The organism is Thalassovita mangrovi (assembly GCF_009857745.1).
In the GTDB taxonomy this organism is placed as follows: domain Bacteria; phylum Pseudomonadota; class Alphaproteobacteria; order Rhodobacterales; family Rhodobacteraceae; genus Thalassobius; species Thalassobius mangrovi.
Window position 1 is genome coordinate 55,540 of sequence record NZ_WWEN01000001.1, and the last position, 15,537, is coordinate 71,076.

The following is a 15,537-nucleotide window of genomic DNA, read 5'->3' on the forward strand; positions in this document are numbered from 1 at the left end:
GAAGGGTCAAGGCGACATGTACGGTACTGTGGCTGCATCGTTGCGCAGAATTGGCCTCGCAATCGTCCTGGCGCTTGTCGCCCTGGCCGGGCCGCCCACCTGGGCCAGCACGGTCGATTGCGAGGCCATAGCCGCCAAGACCGGCGCCCGGCACGGGGTGCCGCGCGACCTGATGCCGGCGATTTCCCGGGTCGAAACCGGGTTGAAGCAGGGCGACAAGGGCGTGCGCGCCTGGCCCTGGACGCTGAACGTGCAAGGCAAGGGGTACTATTTCCCGACCCGCGCCGCGGCGCTGAAGAAGCTGCGCGAGGTGCTCGACAGCGGCGTGCGCAATGTCGATGTCGGCTGCATGCAGATCAATTACCGCTGGCACAGCGAAAACTTCGCCTCGATCGAGGAAATGATGTCGCCCGAGGCCAATACCGAATATGCCGCGCGGTTCCTGACGCAACTGAAGGACCGTCACGGCAGCTGGGAAAAGGCGACGCAGAATTACCATTCCGCCGACGGCGAACGCGGCGAGGCCTATCTTGGCCGGGTCAACCGGGTGATCGCGAAACTGCCGCAGCAGCAGCCTTCCTTCGTCGCCTCCACTGCAAGCCGGCTGGTGCAGCCCGAGGGGCAGGCCGTGGCGCAACAGCCGCGCCGCCAGGCGGTGGTCGCCGCGCGCCACGGGGTTCTGGCGCTGGCCAGCACCCCGTTGATCGACGTCGCCGGGATGGCCGGGCAGGGGGGCGCAGTGGTTCTGCCCGAAAGCCCGTTGCCCAAGCTTGCCTCTGTTCAGCAGCAACGCCAGCCGCGGCTGCCGCGCCGGTCGGGCCGCGCCACGGCGGATCGCGGCGATCTCATCGCTCAGCTGCGGGCCGAATTCGCGAATTGAGGCGATGACCTGAAACGCGAAACATAGCCAAAAGTATATCCATCCCTTCGTAAGAGAGTCGGCGATCAACCTCCGATAGATGGTGTCGATGTCGGGTTTTTGACTACGCTGTTTGTAAAGATGACGCGTCGGAAAACCGATCATTTGCGCGTCAATATTACAACGAGGGATTATAATGACGAATGTAGTATCGAATCTCTTTTTCGATGCCGAAGCACCGGTTCTGTATGAGATCGACACGCATATCGTCGGATCGTCGCCCGCCACCCGCCGGATGAAGCAGATGCTGACCGCGGTCGCCCCCAGCGGCGCGCCGGTGATGCTGAGCGGCGACACCGGGGCGGGCAAGGAACGCGCCGCAACCGCCATTCACCACGCCTCGGGCCGCGACGGTCAGCTGGTGGCGGTGAACTGTGCCGCGATCCCTGGCGAATTGCTGGAATCGGAACTGTTCGGTTATGAAAAGGGCGCCTTCACCGGGGCCGATGAACGCCGGATCGGACTGATCGAAATGGCTGATGGCGGCACGCTATTCCTGGATGAAATCGGCGATATGCCATTGGAATTGCAGTCGAAACTGCTGCGCGTTCTGGAAAGCCGCGAAATCCAGCGGGTCGGCGGGCGCGAAAGTATCGCGGTGGATTTCCGGCTGGTGACGGCGACCCACCGTCGGCTGACCGATGCAGTGGCCGAGGGCAAATTCCGCGCCGACCTGTTTTACCGCATCAACGTGCTGCCGGTGCCGGTGCCGTCGCTGGCCAACCGGCTGGAAGAAATCCCCGAACTGATCGACCGGATGCTGCGCGATCACTCCGATCAGCATCCGCATGCCAACCTGCCGCATTTCGCCATGGACGCGATCGAACGGCTGCAGGCGCATGGCTGGCCGGGCAATGTGCGCGAATTGCGCAACGTGGTCGACCGCGCCATCGTGATGTTCCCCGGCCGCATGCTGCACGCCGCCGAGGTCGACAACTTTCTACTGCTGAGCGAAACCGACGGCGCCGCGACGAACAACGCGCCGGGCACCGGTTTCGCGGTGGGCGATCAGGAAGGCGTGCTGAAAATGCTGCGCGAAAAGGGATCGATCGATATCCGCCTGATCCTGCGCGACATGGAAATCGGCATGATCGAGGGCGCGTTGCAAGTCTGCGACGGCAATGTCACCGGCGCCGCCCAAGCGCTTGGGCTGCAGCGCACCACGCTGATCGAGAAGATCAAGAAATACGGGATCAAGAAACCCCACTAAGCGAATTACCAATCCCTGTCAGACTGAAAAGGCCGCTTCGCAGGAAGCGGCCTCTTTTTCGTTTCGGGGCAGGGGGCGCAGATGCCCGCGCCGGGTATTACCGCTCGGTTCGGCCGGATCAGGCCGTTTCCGCGGCCCAGGCATCCAGCAGGCTGGTGATATAATCGCCGGTGTTGTTCAGCTGGGTGATCATGGTTTCCATCGCGGTGAACCGTTCGAGATAGCGGGCTTCGATCGTGCCGTATTTGGTGTCCAGCACGTCGAGCTCTTCCTCGTTCGAGGTCAGGTCGGATTGCAGCGCGGTTTCGCGGGACGCCATCGCGTTGCTGCCGCTCAGCGCGTCCTGGATCCGGCCCAGCAGCGTGTCGCTCCAGCTGCGGCCATGGGTGACGTCGAATGCATTCACGTCATCGGGAACCGTCAGCGAAATCCCCGACATTTCGCCCGAGGCCGCCAGGTAGAAGGTCATCCCGACGCCGGGGAACAGGGAGGTCAGTTCGGTCTGCCCCAGATAGGCCGCGCCGGTGACGGGGTCGCGGCGGAACGACTGGGTCATGGTGTCCGCGCCGGAAGGCGGGCTGCCGGCGATCGTGATCGAGGGATCCGACGCCACGGTCTGGGATTCGAACAGCGCCATCACCTTTTCGGGGGATTCCGTCATCACCTTTTCGAACGCGTCCTCATCCAGTTCCAGAGTACCGTCGAGTTTTTGCGAAATGCCGAAATCGCTGAGGTAATAGGTTTCGTTGCCGAAGCCGGTGATCCCGGTGCGCAACATGGAGCGGATGCCGCTTTTGACCGCCTCGATGGTGGATTCACCGGCCAGATCACCCGGTTCCGCCCCGTCGAGAATGCCGCGGCTGGTCTTTTCGTTCAGGAACTCCATCGTTTCGTTGATCTTGGCGACCAGCACCTGCGCCCGGGCGAGGGCTTCTTCGTATTCGATCTCGGTGGTGATCGCGACGTCGCCGCCGGTGACGTCGTTCAGTTCCAGGGTGACGCCGTCGATCAGGTCGTTGATTTCGTTCGACGAGCGGTAGACCGTGATGCCGTTATATTCCACTACCGCGTCCGAGGCGCCGCGGACCTGGTGGTCTGCGATCGTGCCGGTCAGATCGAAGGCGGACAGATTGATATCCGCCCCGGTGACGGCTTCCTCGGTGGAGGCATTCGATGCGGCGCTGAAGAACGAGGTAGACCCCGTCACGCTATCGGCAACCGAGAAGCTGCCGGTGGTCGAGGTCATCTGAACCTGGCCGGTGACAAAGGCCGAATTGACCGGTCCGGTGGTGTCGAGAAGCGTGGCGGTGAGACCGGTCGCGGTCCCGTCCGCATTCAGCGACTCGATGGTCAGGCCGGTGTCGTCGACGCTGGTGTCGAAACCGGTCAGTTCGATGTCGTTGCCGGCGCTGTCGGTCAGGATGATTTCGCCGTTGGTATCGCCGAAGGCGGCGGATATGCCGGTCAGGCCCGTTTGCGCATTGATCGCGTCGCGCAGGCCCGTCAGGTCGGTGGTGTCCGCGATGGTGACGGGGCCGATGGCGGTCCCGTTGAGCGAGAAGGACACGTCGGTCGCGGCGGTCAGCCCCGACAGTTTGGCATTGGTCACGGCGGTCGCGTCGACGCCGGTGGTGGCGGTGTTGGCGTTGATCGCAGCGGCCAGATCCTTGGCCGACATGCCCGCCGTGGTGGTGATCGTGGCCGCCCCGGACGGGCCGGTGATATCCAGCGAGGTGCCCGCCGCGATCTGGGTATCGGTCAGCGAATCCCCGGCGGTCAGACCGGCAACCGTCGACAGCGAACTGGTGCCGCTGGTGGCGGGGACCACGGTGAAGTTCAGCCCGTTCGCGCCGCCGGTTTCGCTGAGGATACCCATGGTAAAGGTGCCGTCGCCGACATCGATGATGCTGGCTTCGATCCCGTCGATATTGTCGAACTGGGTCACGAGTTCGCGCAGCGTCGTGCCCTCGGCCACGTTCATGTTCACCTGCGGCCGGTCGCCGGCATAGAACACCGGCGGATCGTCGGTGGTCCAGACGCCGAAATCGATGTTGATCGTCCCGGCCTGCACCACGGCGTCTTCGCCGCTGAAGCCCTGGAACTGCAGCACCTGTTCCTTGGCCAGGGCGACGACCGAAATATTGGTGCTGCCGGTTTCGACCTTGCTGGCATCGGTGACCGTCGCGGTGATGGCCGAACTGGCGCTGTTGGTCTGGATCAGCGATTCATTGGTGATCACCTTCATCGAGTTTTCCAGGTCCTCGAGGACCGCGCGGGCCTCGGCCATGGCCGAGATCGACACTTCGATATCCTCGATCCGCCCCTCGACGATTTCCCGCCGCGGTTCGGTTTCGGCCTTGGCCAGGCTGCTGGCGAGCTCGGTAATATTCAGCCCACTGCCGTTGGTGTTCAGCGCACTTAATAGGTCAGACATGTCGATCACCCCTTTCCCGCATTAACGTCCGCTGGGTGCTATTGTTTAGGTTGCGCTTCCGGCCCGGGCAGGGCCTAGAAGCTGATCTCGATCTCGATCCGGCGGTTCAACTCGCGCCCTTCGGGGGTGGCGTTGTCGGCGATAGGGTTGCTTTCGCCTTCGCTGGTCGCGGTCAGGCGGGTCGGGTCCAGCAATCCGGTGGCCGCCAGTTCGCGCACCACGCTGGCTGAACGCGCCGCCGCCAGGCCCCAGTTGTCGCGGAACGGCGAAGAGGGGTTCAGCGGCACGTCGTCGGTATGGCCGGTCACGGTGATGGTGCTGGCATCGCTCATCGCGGCAAAGGCGATGCGGTCCATGATGCCGCGCGCCTCGGCGGTCAGTTCGGCCCGGCCCGACGGGAAGGCGCCGCCGGCGCCGACGGTGACATAGACCTTGCCGTCGCGCCGTTCGACCGCCACCAGCCCCGCGCCCAGTTCGCGGCGCAGCGCGACCCGCAGCTTGTCGCTGGCAATCGCGGCCTTGCCCTCGCCGGGTTCGCCGGTCGGGTCGTCGGCCTGGCCAAGCGGGGCGGAATCGCCGTCCAGTTCGGTTTCCATCGCCTGTTCCGCCGCGGCGATCTGGGCCATGGTGTTGAGCTCCTGCACCACTTCGGCCAGCAATCGTTCGGTGCCAGCCGCGCCCAGTGCTTGGGCCGGGCCGGTCTGGTCCTGTTCGCTCTGGTCCAGCTCGCTTTGATTGCGGTCGGGGGCGGTCTGGGTCTGCGGGTCGGTCTGGTCGAAGGCGTTGGTGCCGGGCTGGTAATCCAGAACCACCTGGTCATTTTCGATACGGGCCAGCAATTCGCCGTTCTCCAGCGCGTTTTTCAGCAACTCGGCGATCTGGCGTTTCTGTTCCGACTCCGACATCTTGTTGTCCACGTCGGCGCGTTTCTGGCGTTCGTCCTGATCGGAGCGGATCTTGGGCTGTTCGGTGGTGGTGGTGTCCTGGGTCAGGGTCTGGGTGATGGAAGGTTCGGGCGAGGGGCTGAACTTCATTTCCAAAACGGTGGTGCCGCGCGGCTGTTCCATCACCGGAATTTCACGCTGAACGCCGAAAGATTCCCGCAGCGAGCCGGAAATCATCTTGAACTTGGGCTGGTTGAATTCGGCAAAGGACAGGATCAGCACGAAAAACGCCATCAGCAGGATGGCGATATCCGAAAAGGTCGCCATCCAGGCGGGGGCGCCGACCGGGGGGCATTTCGGGCAATCGTCCTGCGGCGATTGTTCGATCGGCTGGACCGGAAGAGGGATCGGTTTCTTCGCCATGTTCTGTCCTTATATATAGAGATCAGGCCGCCAGCATCTTTTCGGCGATCTTCGGCGGCAGCGAGGCGACCATCTGATCCTGAACGTTGCGGCTGGATTCGCCCCTTGCGATATTGCGCAAGCCCTCGACCACCAATTCGCGGTAGATCACTTCGTCGGCGCTATAGGTTTCCAGCTTGGCCAGGATCGGGCCGAAAATCACGTTGGCGATGAACGCCCCATAGAGAGTCGTCAGCAGCGCCACCGCCATCGCGGGGCCGATCGCCTTGGGGTCTTCCATATTGCCCAGCATCTGGACCAGGCCGATCAGCGTCCCGATCATCCCCATCGCCGGCGCGATGTCGATCCAGGACTTCACCACGCCCTGGGTGCCCTCGTGGCGTTTCTTCATCGACTGGATCTCTTTCTGAAGCTGTCTGACGATCTTCATTTCATCGGCCCCGTCGACGAGCATCTGCAGGCCCTTTTCGAAGAACTTGTCGGACACTTCCTTCTTCTCCAGCGCCATCATGCCCTCGCGGCGGGCGATGTTGGACAGGTCGACCATGGTTTCCACCAGTTCGGTATGTTTGGGCAGCTTGGGCATGAAGGCCTTGGCCATCGATCCGAAACTGCCCAGGAAGGTTCCCATCGGTGCGGTGAACATGACGGCGAAGAATGTGCCGCCGAAGACGATCAGAATCGATGGGACATCTATGAAGGGGCCGAGCCCGCCGGCGACGATCATCGAGCCGATGATCATGCCGACCGCACCGATAAGCCCAACAAGGGACGCGATATCCATGTGAATGCTCCATTCTCTATACGCGATAGATGTGAGCAAGAAGCGTACCAAGCCCCGAAGAATGGGGGTCAAACAAAGTGCAAGAGAAATAAAATGAGCAAAAACAAATAGATAGTATGTTTGTGTGTATTTTTTTTTAAACTTTTTTGCCCCTCGTCGTTGGTCTTTTCAAGCGCAGGGCAGCGCTAGCCAACTCTAGGAGACTACCCATGACTACTATCAACACCAACATCGGCGCGCTTTCGGCACAAGCAACCATGTCGCGCGTCAACATGGAACAACAGACCTCGATGGAACGCCTGTCCTCGGGTCTGCGCATCAACGCAGCGTCGGACGACGCAGCCGGCATGGCGATCGCGGAAAAGATGACCGCGCAGATCAAGGGCCTGGGCCAAGCGGTCCGTAACGCAACCGACGGTAAGAACCTGGTGGACACCACCGAAGGTGCACACGTCGAAATCTCGAACATGCTGCAGCGTCTTCGCGAACTGGCCGTTCAGTCTTCGAACGACACGAACACCGCTTCGGACCGGAACAACCTGGCGTCGGAAGGCACGCAGCTGATCAGCGAGATCAACCGCGTCGCCAAGGACACCACCTTCAACGGTATGAACATCCTCGACGGTTCGTTCACCGGCAAGCAGCTGCAAATCGGCGCTGACTCGGGCCAGACCCTGAGCATCGACGTCGACAGCGCCGCCGCAACCGACATCGGCGCCCACACCGTGAACACCGCCGTGTCGCTGGCATCGGGTTCGACCGACACCGGTATCGCCGCAGGTACCACGCTGGACATCACCGGTTACGCGGGTTCCACTTCGATCACCACCTCTGCGGGCCAGTCGGCCAAGTCGCTGGCGGATGAAATCAACGCCAGCTCGGCGTCGACCGGTGTGGAAGCGACCGCCGTTTCCAAGGCGAAACTGTCGGGCTTCTCGGCCGCATCGACCGTGACCTTCGAAGTGAACGGCACCACCATCGGCAACGTGAACATCTCGGACACCAACGACCTGCGTGGTCTGCGTGACGCTATCAACACCCAGTCGGGCCAGACCGGCGTGACCGCCACCATGGGCGACAACAACGGCGAGATCATCCTGACCGACAAGGACGGGAACGACATCGAGCTGACCAACTACGATACCGGCGTCAACGACACCACCCTGACCGTGACCGCGCTGAACGCAGACGGTACCGCAGCAGGTTCGACCGCCGACGTGCACACCACCACGCTGATCGACACCACCGGTGCAGTCACCTCGTCGCACATCTCGGGCCAGGTTTCGATGACCTCGACCAAGGGCTTCTCGGTCGGTTCCGACGTGATCGCCGCGGGTACCAGCTTCTTCGAAGCCACCGCCAACTCCTCGACCCTGGACGACGTGGCCTCGATCGACCTGACCACCGCGCAGGGCGCATCGGACGCGATCAAGGTGATCGACGTTGCTCTGAACACCGTCAACAACGCACGGTCCAAGCTCGGTGCGGTTTCCAACCGCCTGGACAGCACGATTTCGAACCTGACCAACATCTCGGTCAACGTCGAAGCGGCCCGTTCGGGGATCAAGGACGCCGACTTCGCCAAGGAATCGACCAACCTGGCACGCGGCAAGATCCTGAGCCAGGCGTCGACCGCCATGCTGGCCCAGGCCAACTCCTCGAAGCAGAACGTGATGCAGCTGCTGCAAGGCTAATCGCGATCCCTGACGGGAATTTGACACACCTGACAAGATTTCGGCGCTTCGGCGCCGAAATTCTTTTTTAACAATAGGTTAACTACCCATACTTTCGGGTGGGATACCTTCTGAAGGCTAAGTCAAACGTTTTACGTTGTTTGGGGCTAAAATGGGCCGCATCCTTGCAGTCAAGGAGAAGCCTTATGCAAATTTCAACGGTTCAGAGTATCGGGCAGCGTCAGTCGGTCGTCATGACCGCGCAGCTTCAGAAAGCGATCTGCCTTCTTCAGTATAGTAATGTCGATCTGCATTCGGTCATCGAAAGCGAATCCGAAGACAATCCCTTTATCGAAGTGAAATCCGGTGCGGCGGGCGACAGCCAGTCGATGCGCGGCGTCGGCAGCACATCGCGCGGCGGCGGGATGGATCAGGCCGACATGCTGGCGCGGATCCAGGAACACGACCAGTCGCTTTACAGCCACGTGTCGGTGCAGTTCGACATGCTGTTCCCCAATCCGGCGGACCGGATCACGGCGGATGTCTTCCTTGAAGCACTGGAACCCAGCGGCTGGCTTGGCGAACCCCTGGACATGCTGGCGCAGCGCATCGGCATCTCGATGGAAGAGGCCGAAGACTGGCTACAGCGCGTGCAGCAGGTCGAACCCTCGGGCCTGTTCGCCCGATCGCTGGCCGAATGCCTGGCGCTGCAGGCCGAGGACAAGGGCGTGATGACGCCGCTGTTCCGCACGCTTCTCGACAACCTGCCGAAACTGGCGCAGGCCGACCTGAAAGGGCTGATGCGCGCCTGCAACTGCGACATGGACGAATTGCGCCCGGCGCTGAAGCTGCTGCGCAGCCTGAACCCGAAACCCGGCGCCGATTTCAACGGTCCGGTGGCGCCGCAGCGTGCCCCCGACCTGATCGTGTCCCGTTCTGACGAGGGCTGGAAGGTCGATCTGAACAAATCGACCCTGCCCAGCGTCGTGGTCAATGAGAAGAAGGCGGCGACCCTGAAGGCGGCGCATGGCGAATATGTCAACGACACGCTGTCGGTGGCGTTGTGGCTGCGCCGCGCGGTGGCGCATCGCAATCAGACTACGCTGGCGGTGGGTGCCGAAATCCTGCGCCGGCAGTCGCAATTCATGGAAAAAGGGCCCGCGGGCCTGGTGCCGATGACCCTGAAGGACGTGGCCGAGGAAATCGGCGTGCACGAAAGCACCGTCAGCCGGGTCACCACCGACCTGCTGATGCAGACGCCGCAGGGGACCTTTCCGCTGAAATACCTGTTCTCGGCCGCGCTGCGCAAGGACGAGGGCGAGGGCGGTGAATCCGCCGCCGCCGTGCGTCACCGCATTCAGCAGCTGGTCCGCGACGAAGATCCCACCAACCCGCTGAGCGACGAAGCCATCGCCAAGATCATCACCACTGAAGGCACCCATCTGGCCCGCCGTACGGTGGCGAAATACCGCGACATCCTGAAAATCCCTTCGTCTTTCCAGCGCCGCCGCAACGCGCTGCTGCAGGCGGATTAAGGCCGAATTCCACTCCGGGACGAGAAAAGACAGCGGAAGGCGACGGCGTCGTTTTCCGCTGTCTTTTTATTGGGTTAACATCAAAGAGGGCAGGGCGGTCCGGCGCTCACGCTTCGGCATTGCTGTGCTTGCCGGCGGGGCTGGACGCCGCGATGGTGGCCGATCCGAAGGCAAACCGGTCATCGGGTTCCATATTGGTATAGGCCGCATGGGCCGCCGCTTCGGTTTCCGCCGCGACCACCGCATAGGGGGCCAGCCCGCGGGCCAGCCGGTCGGCCCGGATCAGTTGCGCGTAGTTGCGCCGCACATAGGCCGCGGCCAGCGCGTAAAGCAGCACCGAGGCCCACCATCCGGCGGGCCAGCCCAGCAGTACCAGCGCGCTGATCCCCCCCAGATGCGGCCACAAGCGCATATTCGCCAGCCAGATCGGCGTCGCCATCCAGGCCAGGGGCGATACCCGGTGGCGGAACAGATCATACTGCCCGTCCGGCGCGCGCAGAACTTCCCAGTTTTCGATCCGGTTGGCGTCGACCTGCGGCAGCTTGGGATTTCCCACGGCCGGGCAGGGGCGCCAGCGCCCCAGTTTCGGGGTGGTGCTGATCACCGTCAGGTCCAGGTCGGCGCGCTGGAAATGCATCGCCACCTTCTTGGTTTCCATCGGTGAAAAGTGGTGCCGCAATTCGCGGGCGCCGTCGGTATAGGGTACACCGTCCAGCCCCACCAGTTTGTCGCCCGGGCGCAGGCCCAGCGATGTCCCGGCGGCGCCGACCTTGGCCAGTTCAAGATGGACCTCGGTAGGTTGTTCGGGGGGCTTGGGGTGCATTACGGGTAACTGAACGGGTTCGACGCGGATTTGGACGCGGTTTTACGCGTCGTGTCCTGCGTGGGTTTGCTGCGCGGCTTGATCTCGGTGCTGGTCTGGGTCTGCAGCCGCGGCTTGGGGGCCGGGGCGGCCGCGGCCGAAAAGCGGTTGCTCGGCTCGGTCGCCGGGCCGTTGGCGATGATCTGATTGGCCAGCGCCGACAGTTTCTGCGACAGCGCCAGCTGAAGATCGGAAATCCCGGCCATCACGTCGTCGCGGGCGGCATCGATCTGCGGCTCGATCAGGGTCTGGAGATGCGCCGACAGGCCCTCAGAACCCTGGCCCATGACCGCGTTGTTCAGCGCGTTGGTTTCGGCCAGCTGCGCTTCGAGAGACGCCATCTTGAGGTTCATTTCCTCCAGTGCCGCGGCCACGGCCTGCTTTTCGGCGACCTGGTCGTCGATCATCGTATTGGCGGTTTCGACCGCCATTTTCAGCTGGTTGACGTTCTGGGTGAACAGGTGCAGCGCCTCGACATGGGTGTCGCGCGCGGTGCGCAGATCGCCCAGGGTGCGGTAATAGACCATCGCGCTGAGCGCGGAACAGACGAGAATGCCGACCATGCCGCCGACCCCGGCCGGGATCAGCTTGCGGTCGACCCATTCGGCCTTGGCGCTCAGCTTCCTCGAGGTGCCCTCCGCCAAGTACGCGGCATCGTTGGCAGTTTCCGCCGATGCGAGCGCGATCTTGATCGCTTCGCTCGTATCTGGTTGTTCCGTGCTCATTGCACACTCCGTATCTATCCGGGAACCTGACTGCATCTTTCGTGCCAACGGGGCGCTGAAACGGGGCGATAATTTGAACCGGCGGTGGTAAAAAAACGCCCCGGCGCGCCGTTTGTAAGTTCAGACGATTATGCTACCCCGTGAAGGAGGCACTGATGACGGTACACCAACCGACCTTTGATGAAGCCGGGTCCCATGCCGCACTAGGAGATGCAAGTGCCGCGCCTGATCCGGATCTTGAGGTCGCGCCCTTTGCCAGGCTGACCATTGGCGATACCGTCTTTGAGGTCGGAACGGTGCTGACCGATATCGTCGCCGCCGGGGAAGCGCATGACATCCTGGCTTTCCGTCCCAATGCCGACACGCCGTGGAAACAGCTGCGCGCGACCCTGGAAGAGGGCTGGCGCCCGGTTGCGGCCGAGGTGGTGCGCAACACCCGCGACGCTTTGCACGATTACGTCGGCATGCACATGATCCGCCGCAGCGGGTCGTTCCGTGCCGGCGGGCGGGTGTCGCTGACCCTGTTCGGCTTCGACTGGGAAGTGCGGCTGTCCTCGGACGGCAAGCGCGCCCAGGTGCGCCTGCCCGACATGAGCTGGGAAGAGGTCGACCCGAACCTGGTCGCGGAACATCAGGATTTCAAGGAACTGGCGATCGCGTCGCTGATCAAGTCGCGGCCGTCGATCCACAAGGTGTTCGAAGACGATGTCGAGGCCTGGGCCCTGCGCCTGGCCGCCGGCGCCTCGGTGGTTCCGATCATGTGATCGCTGCCGACAAGTTCGTTCGAGACGTAAACCGGGCCCTGGCCCGGTTTTCTTTTGTCTGGCTGTTTGGAACACCGAAACGGGCAGGGCAGGCGGCAGCCCGGAAAACCGATCCCCGCAGCAGGCAAAGAAAAAGGCCGGCAAAGCCGGCCTTTCGCATTCAGATATTTCCCGGTCTCAGTTCTGCCGGTAGCGGTGCAGCGTGCGCGCCTCATCCAGCGTCAGCCCGACCGAGGTGCTGATATGTTCCGGGTCGCCGCCCATGCGCGCGATGGAAATCGCCTGCTCCACCAGGCGCTCATCGGCGAGGGTCGTGACCTGGCTTGCGATCTTGGCCATCGTCTTGTTCTGGTCGCCGATCAGGGCGTTTTGCGCCTTGAACTGGCCTTCCAGGCGGCGTTCCAGCGCATCCAGGAGCTCGGCCGTGGACAGGTCGCGCGCTTCATAGGCGCGCCGCAGCTTGTAGCGGTAGCCCAGAACCACGAACGCAGCCACAAGAAGAACCGCGCTGGCCCCGAGATGGATCAGTTGAACAGTCGTCATTTTCCCGCCCTTACCGCTTAGCCTGCCAGTTCCATGTAGCCCTGGAACAAACTGTCAGTGATTTTGTCCACGTCGACAGGGTAGTTCCCTTCGGCGAGTTGGTTTTTAATTTTGTTCACCGCTTCGGTGTTAAACGGCGGCCCGGCCTTCAGCTCGTTCGGCAACGTGCTGGCGGTTGCGCTCAGCGAAACTGCATCGGTATTTGCCCCCGCAACCGACCCAGCTTTCTGAGGAGCAGCCGGCGCGGCTTTCGCCTGCGATGCGCCAGATGTTACAGACCGTGTTGCTGAGGCATTGGGCGATATCTTGATCGGATCGACCATAGCTCTCTCTCCTGTCCGAAAGTTGTCATTTCTCGAGTAGACTAACGACGCGGTTTCACTGGGTTTTAGCATTTATTTGCACTTTTTGTGGTCCGGCGACGATGGCGCGTAAAATTCTGCCGCTGGAGGTGTTTCTGACTTCGATAAGTTCGCCCAACTGCCCGTTTTCCAAGGCAATTCCCGGCATGCTGACGGAAACGGCGGAATCACGGAAACCGATTTCCACCGGGATGTCGCGGGTGATCAGCCAATTTTGTTCCAGCTGGCGGGCCAATAAAATGCGGCCTTCGCCGACATTGGCGGTCAGGGTGCGGCCGATCACGTCGGACGGGTCGCTGAAGGCGCCCAGTCCGTCGCTGCCGCCCGAGGAAGCAGCCAGTTCGATATCGGCCCCGGTGATCACCGCGCCGCGTTTCAGGCTGCGCGACAGCGTGACCACCTGCGGTCCGCTTGGCTGCATCCTGGTGGCGGTCGAGGCGATATGACGGGGGCCGCGCGCGGTGCTGCGCAGGTGGCGCACCCAGGGGCGCGGCGCGTCGCAGCTCATCCGGATCAGCGACCAGTCGCTGTTGGCGGGGTGCATCTCGGGCAGGTGATCGCAGGGCGGAAAGCTGCGGTTCGCGGCGATCTGGGGGCCGCCGGCCATGCCGCGCGCCTGCATGGCCTCGGCCACGATCCGATTCAGATCGGTCCCGCTGATGCCGTTCGGAAATGCGCGCTCGGCCGCGCCGTCCTGCGCAAGGGCAGGGGCGGCGGTCAGTATCAGGGCAAGGGCGGCGGCCAGCTTCATTGGCCCGCCTCGACGAAACGCACCATCCGGCCGTCGAAGGCCGACAGCGGCATGGCCGGGTCGAGCGGGCGCAGGGTGGCGCGGTCGCCGCTCAGCTTGACGATTTCTAGCGCCTCGAAATCCGAGGCCGGGTTTTCGGTGAAGGCCAGCGCGGCGCGGCTCAGCCCCTGGCGGCTGCCGACCGGAACCGACAGCGTGTTGCCCGCGCGGCGCACGTGGGCCGCGACCGGGGTGCAGGTGGCCATGTCGACCAGCCCTTCGAGTATTTCGACGAAGCCTTCGGACAGTTTCGCCTTCAGCTTCGGACGCCGGGGCCCGAGCGCGGTGGTGATCGGCCCGCTGCCGGGCAGGCTGACCGCGTTGGACAGGGTGCGTTGGGTCACCTGGCCGGTGCCTTCGATCAGCTGGATCTGCACCCGCATGACGACCTGCCGCCCGGTGACGCCGCCATAGTCGGTGTCGATTTCGAACCAGGTCGCCAGCTGGGTGTCGCCGCCCTGCAGGCGGATATCGCCCTGGGTCAGCGAGGTATAGCTCATCGAGGTGTTCTTGGTCTTCGAAATCGGCTGCTGTCCCGGGGCCAGCACCTTGTCGAGCGTGATCGAGCGCTTGCGTTCCAGCCGGGCCAGCGCGTCGTTGAAAAGTTCGTTGCCCAGTTGCGCCGCCCAGGCGGGCGCGTTGGGCGAGGTGCGGATATTGGGGGCAAGGGCGACCAGGACGATGTGACGGCGCGGTCCGCAGGCGGGTCCTTCCAGCGGCGCGACCAGCGCGCGCAGGCGGATCTGGATCGTGTTGCCGGCCCAGGCTTCGCCCAGGTTGTTATAGCGCAGCACCCGTCCGGCGGCGCGCATCATGGTCAGGTCACGCACCACGCGGCCCTTGTCGAGCACCGTGTGCCCCTTCATGCTGACCCCGCCGGCCATCCCGGCCGAGATCAGCGCATCGGCCAATGCGCGGCGGCGCGCGGCGGGCTTGTCCTTGGCATTGCTGGCGACGGCATGGCCGATCACCTCGACCCACACCGCTTGGGCCGATGCCGCGAGCGGCAGGCCCAGCAGGTAGACCACCGCCAGTATCAGGACCCGCAGGCGCAGCATGGCTTACACCTGGCCGCGTGCGGCGCGCAGGATATAGGCGACGGTGTCGGGGTCCAGCGCCATGATGACCTGGAAACTGTCATTGCCCTTGGGGATGATGCGCAGCGTCTTGGCGCCGCGGATTTCACCGTCGACCACGCCGCGCAGGGAATCGTTGCGGATCACCGAATCCCGGATCGTGGTGTCCGAGGTCAGCTGCATCCCGTGGATCTGTTCGGTCAGGTCGCGCATCGCTTCCAGCCGCGCCGCGCGCATCGCCATCAGGCGGCGTTCGTTCAGCGTCTTGCCGGGCTGCGCGCCGATCTGGGAATAGCCGACGCCGGTGATCTGCGCCACCTGCGGGGCGGGTTTGAACATTCCGCCCAGGGCGGCCATCGGTTTGACCTGTTTGCCCGACAGCGCATCCAGATTGTCCTTGGTGACGGCCAGGGCCTCGGTCGATTCCGATGCCTTGGACGGCAGCGCCTCGACCGCGCTTTGCGGGCCGGAACAGCCGGTAATCGTCATGCCAAGGGTCAGCGCGGTGCCGATCAGGGGCAGGGCGGGGGATTTGCGGAACATCGGGTTTACT

Annotated in this window: 15 protein-coding genes; 5 read left to right on the forward strand and 10 right to left on the reverse strand. The window is 63.3% G+C overall.

Annotation, left to right across the window (positions count from 1 at the left end):
- Positions 1 to 16: 16 nt before the first annotated feature.
- Positions 17 to 880, forward strand: a complete 864-nt coding sequence (locus GR167_RS00300; protein WP_160971446.1) for a lysozyme family protein — start codon at positions 17 to 19, stop codon at positions 878 to 880.
- 175 nt (positions 881 to 1,055) lie between these two features.
- Positions 1,056 to 2,129, forward strand: a complete 1,074-nt coding sequence (locus tag GR167_RS00305; protein WP_160971447.1) for a sigma-54 interaction domain-containing protein — start codon at positions 1,056 to 1,058, stop codon at positions 2,127 to 2,129.
- A 118-nt stretch (positions 2,130 to 2,247) separates the two neighbouring features.
- On the opposite strand, the gene fliD is transcribed toward GR167_RS00305, so the two are convergent.
- From fliD to GR167_RS00320, 3 genes are all read right to left on the reverse strand, one after another.
- Positions 2,248 to 4,563: a flagellar filament capping protein FliD gene (fliD, locus tag GR167_RS00310; RefSeq protein WP_160971448.1), complete on the reverse strand. Its 2,316-nt coding sequence runs from the start codon at positions 4,561 to 4,563 to the stop codon at positions 2,248 to 2,250.
- A gap of 74 nt (positions 4,564 to 4,637) precedes the next feature.
- Positions 4,638 to 5,870, reverse strand: a complete 1,233-nt coding sequence (locus GR167_RS00315; RefSeq protein ID WP_160971449.1) for an OmpA family protein — start codon at positions 5,868 to 5,870, stop codon at positions 4,638 to 4,640.
- 22 nt (positions 5,871 to 5,892) lie between these two features.
- Complete coding sequence (locus tag GR167_RS00320; RefSeq protein WP_160971450.1) at positions 5,893 to 6,654, reverse strand: motility protein A; 762 nt, start codon at positions 6,652 to 6,654, stop codon at positions 5,893 to 5,895.
- 209 nt (positions 6,655 to 6,863) lie between these two features.
- Here GR167_RS00320 and GR167_RS00325 point away from each other — a divergent pair, with 209 nt between their 5' ends.
- Both GR167_RS00325 and rpoN read left to right on the forward strand, forming a co-directional pair.
- Positions 6,864 to 8,348, forward strand: a complete 1,485-nt coding sequence (locus tag GR167_RS00325; RefSeq protein ID WP_160971451.1) for a flagellin N-terminal helical domain-containing protein — start codon at positions 6,864 to 6,866, stop codon at positions 8,346 to 8,348.
- Positions 8,349 to 8,533: 185 nt separating this feature from the next.
- Positions 8,534 to 9,862 carry an RNA polymerase factor sigma-54 gene (gene rpoN / locus GR167_RS00330; RefSeq protein ID WP_160971452.1) on the forward strand — a complete coding sequence of 443 codons (1,329 nt, stop codon included), beginning with the start codon at positions 8,534 to 8,536 and terminating at the stop codon, positions 9,860 to 9,862.
- Between the two features lie 106 nt (positions 9,863 to 9,968).
- Here rpoN and GR167_RS00335 read toward each other — a convergent pair whose 3' ends face one another.
- Both GR167_RS00335 and GR167_RS00340 read right to left on the reverse strand, forming a co-directional pair.
- Positions 9,969 to 10,685 (reverse strand): hypothetical protein, encoded by a 717-nt coding sequence (locus GR167_RS00335; RefSeq protein ID WP_160971453.1) that lies wholly within the window; start codon positions 10,683 to 10,685, stop codon positions 9,969 to 9,971.
- The gene (locus GR167_RS00340) at positions 10,685 to 11,449 is read right to left on the reverse strand and encodes a hypothetical protein (RefSeq protein WP_160971454.1); all 765 of its coding nucleotides are present in this window, start codon (positions 11,447 to 11,449) and stop codon (positions 10,685 to 10,687) included. The genes GR167_RS00335 and GR167_RS00340 overlap by 1 nt, the downstream gene beginning before the upstream one ends.
- Before the next feature lie 155 nt (positions 11,450 to 11,604).
- Between GR167_RS00340 and GR167_RS00345 the strand changes: the two genes are divergently transcribed.
- Positions 11,605 to 12,213: a hypothetical protein gene (locus tag GR167_RS00345; RefSeq protein ID WP_160971455.1), complete on the forward strand. Its 609-nt coding sequence runs from the start codon at positions 11,605 to 11,607 to the stop codon at positions 12,211 to 12,213.
- A gap of 177 nt (positions 12,214 to 12,390) precedes the next feature.
- On the opposite strand, the gene GR167_RS00350 is transcribed toward GR167_RS00345, so the two are convergent.
- Genes GR167_RS00350 through GR167_RS00370 form a run of 5 tightly spaced genes read right to left on the reverse strand, consistent with a single transcriptional unit; the run spans position 12,391 to position 15,527 of the window.
- Positions 12,391 to 12,756: a hypothetical protein gene (locus GR167_RS00350; RefSeq protein ID WP_160971456.1), complete on the reverse strand. Its 366-nt coding sequence runs from the start codon at positions 12,754 to 12,756 to the stop codon at positions 12,391 to 12,393.
- Positions 12,757 to 12,773: 17 nt separating this feature from the next.
- Positions 12,774 to 13,079 (reverse strand): flagellar biosynthesis anti-sigma factor FlgM, encoded by a 306-nt coding sequence (gene flgM, locus GR167_RS00355; RefSeq protein WP_160971457.1) that lies wholly within the window; start codon positions 13,077 to 13,079, stop codon positions 12,774 to 12,776.
- 55 nt (positions 13,080 to 13,134) lie between these two features.
- Entirely contained in the window at positions 13,135 to 13,869 is a 735-nt protein-coding gene (gene flgA, locus GR167_RS00360) for a flagellar basal body P-ring formation chaperone FlgA (protein ID WP_160971458.1), read from the reverse strand.
- Positions 13,866 to 14,966 carry a hypothetical protein gene (locus tag GR167_RS00365; protein ID WP_160971459.1) on the reverse strand — a complete coding sequence of 367 codons (1,101 nt, stop codon included), beginning with the start codon at positions 14,964 to 14,966 and terminating at the stop codon, positions 13,866 to 13,868. The genes flgA and GR167_RS00365 overlap by 4 nt, the downstream gene beginning before the upstream one ends.
- 3 nt (positions 14,967 to 14,969) lie before the next feature.
- Positions 14,970 to 15,527, reverse strand: a complete 558-nt coding sequence (locus GR167_RS00370; protein WP_160971460.1) for an LPP20 family lipoprotein — start codon at positions 15,525 to 15,527, stop codon at positions 14,970 to 14,972.
- Positions 15,528 to 15,537 lie beyond the last annotated feature (10 nt).